The organism is Desulfovibrio sp. TomC (assembly GCF_000801335.2).
Classification (GTDB): Bacteria; Desulfobacterota; Desulfovibrionia; order Desulfovibrionales; family Desulfovibrionaceae; genus Solidesulfovibrio.
The window spans coordinates 1-2,913 of sequence record NZ_JSEH01000056.1 but is presented as its reverse complement, the minus strand read 5'-3'; the positions used below and the strand labels follow the sequence as shown (position 1 = coordinate 2,913).

1 protein-coding gene is annotated in these 2,913 nt (G+C 42.5%); it reads right to left on the bottom strand.

What is annotated here, in order from left to right; translation table 11 throughout:
• Window positions 1-56: 56 nt before the first annotated feature.
• Complete coding sequence (locus NY78_RS21455; RefSeq protein ID WP_156181140.1) at window positions 57-2,156, bottom strand: hypothetical protein; 2,100 nt, start codon at window positions 2,154-2,156, stop codon at window positions 57-59.
• Between the last annotated feature and the right edge of the window lie 757 nt (window positions 2,157-2,913).

The window sequence follows — 2,913 nt, the reverse complement described above, 5'->3', positions numbered from 1 at the left end:
GTTTTAACACAGATAATGTATACATCGTGTCGTGATCCCCAGTTGGGTTTACCTCCTTAACGTGTCCTGCTTGCGGACCTATTGATCTTCATGATATTATCAACTAAATTTTCCCAATTAGCCCATGGACGTTTTGCATTAACCCCTTCGCGTTTCAAAACTACAAAGAAATATGGCAAATGTTCAATTAATTTAGAAACGAATCTTTGGTCAAAACACGACAGCTTGCTCCACACCTTCATGTCTAAAGAATTTGGCATAGCAAAGCGTATCTCAAGTTTATCGCCAAAATCATCAACGCTTTCGCCAAACCAGTTGTCAAAAAAATCACTAGCGGACGACTTTGGAAATTCTAGTTTAAAATGGTGACCAAACCCTGCGGAATCTATCTCAGCGCACGATATACGAAATTCGAATTTGGGAGAACGCTTTTCTTCAAAGGATACATTATCAAGTTCAATCCACAAGTGCTCATAGTCGTGATTGATTTGCACATTTTTTAAGGTTATGCGATCAAATCTAAGGTCTCGTGAGTAGTTTTTTAATGAATTTAATAAGAAGTCGAATCCCTTGCTTAGCGACACTAAGCCCGGGTGATTGTCGTCAAGGAAACAAGATTTTTGCAATGTCAATGCAGCAATACGACTAAGTGCATGCAAAAAATCGATGTCGCTGGTTGAAAATTCAGCTAAAATATCATTATAAAATAATTGCAAAATTGGATCTCTTAATAAAAATATTGTGATTTTATCAAGGTTGCCAGCAGCTATCGGCCAACGGAAGAGTGGCGATTGGCCTGATGAATCACGTTTGAAAACAAAAGCAACGCCATTGTGCAGGATTATCGTTTCAAATTCAAGACGGTCAAGCTCTCTGTTCGCCCCAAAAAAAGAGGTGATCTTCCACCTGATAAGAATTAGATTTTTGTTGTCATCAAATGACGTTTCCATATCAATAGTATCAAAGTCGCAATAATATCTATCAGCACAGAAAACCCTCGACCATCTTTCTTGTAGTTTTTTGAATTTTTTTTCTGCGCTTTTATAAGTTTCAGATAGGAATAATATTTGATTTTGTTGAGCGTTAATGATATGAAAAAAGGGCGCAATACCTTTTATTTTTGCCTGAATTTGATCAAACAACATCCCTTTAAAAGAAGAAATGCCGTGCATTAGCTTTTTATTCTCTCCCACAAGACGCTTAATAACCGAGTTGCTCTGATCTGCAAGTGTTAGTTGCATATTATAAGACTGTGAGAGCAAGTATGAATCTTTCTTGTGTATTTTCTGCTCGTTACGAAGTAAAACAATCTCTTTATTTAGAGAGGCGTTTTCCTCAATAGCGCTTTCCAGCCGTTGTTTTGCAGTGTCAACATTTGATTTTAGCTCGAAATAGCTATCAACAGCCAGTATAATTTCTTGAATCAAATCAGAAGATTGCCTGTCGTCGCGGTGTGGTTTTCGTCGCGTCATTTTAAAGCTATTCTTTTGAAAAATTTCTAGGCTTTTTGTTTTCTCCGCAAACAATTTATGGCCCAAGAATGACGCTAGAGGATCTTTGTCTTGTTTCGGGAATTGATACTTAGAAATATTGTCTTGAAGATGTATGCCGAATTTCATTCTGCAGGCGTCTAACAATGCAGAAGGGTTTTCCAAACTTTCTACGAGATCTACTGTTAGACATCTGTCTTTATGAGCAGTGCAAAACCGGCGTATTGTTTCATTGGCAACTAATAATTCTTCGACGAGACTTTCTATATTATTACATGTTTTGTTTGCAGAGTGTATAAAAAATAGCAGGTCTCGCGGTGAAGTTTCGATCAAAACAAAATAAATATTTTCTTGGTATCTTTCCCAAAAATCTAAAAAGAATAAACTCTCCGAAGAACACCATCCCCACACACTAGACTTAGTATTTTCAAGAAATATCTCACTTGCAAGCCGTCGCCAAGATGCATCTGGGTTAAATTGTTTTGTCAAATCAATCTTATCTTCTGTCTTGTTATAGAGGCACTGCGCATGCCATCCTTCCATGCTTAAAAAGGGAGGTGTTTTCATTGAATTGTCGAGTGCCACGCCAGAGTGTGCAAATATATCCATTATATTTTTCAAAAGTGGCGTATTGGCCCCAGAAACACACAATATTTTGCTATTCATTTGGACCTTTCAAATTTACTTAGATAACCGCGTTCATGTAGTGATCTAAGATTTCTTAGACAGTTCTGGCTGCAAAGTCATGCTCACTTCAGCAAGCTTCGCCTGCTGAATCTCCCTGGCTTGAGCCGGTGACCTGTAGTCCAGCCGACCTGATGCCCATCACCGCGCTCTTGCTGAGCTCCAACTCCCTGATGATGTTTCGTTAGGAACTGCCCTCTCTCACAAGGCGGAGCACCTTGGGGGTAGGCAATCGGCTTTGGGTCGATGGCCGGGGCTACGTCCAAAGGTATTGCCCCGCGCCATGGCTGCGGCGATCCCGGACCCCACTCATTCTCGGAGCAAATCCCACTCGAACTCGGCCAGTGCGCCCATCATGGGTGTGATCAACTTGCCCTGTGGCGGCTCAGGTCGAACTGGGGCCCGGTCGCGCGATCAGGGAGACACTCTAGGTTCGAAGATCATGTGGGGGGCTGGACCAAATTTGTGGTGCTGCGTCCCAGCGGGTCAACTCAGTCACCAGAATGGCGTCGATGCGCCGGTCTTGGGCCAGGGCCATGACTTTCTTTCGTTCCGGTCGCTACTCCTCAATCCCTACCGAAATTTTTCTGCGGATTTCCACCACTGTGAAGCCCGCTCGGACCGCACAGGCCAGGAGGTCCTGCTCTGTCGAGAGCAGGACTGTTCGGCCGTTGAAACCCGGCAGTAGATGGCCACTTTCTCTCTCCTAATTAAATCTCTCGGATTTTGCGGCCCGGGA

Coding starts and splice junctions, on each gene's coding strand:
- NY78_RS21455 (WP_156181140.1), bottom strand. CDS start 2,156: ATGAATAGCAAAATATTGTGTGTTTCTGGGGCCAATACGCCACTTTTG.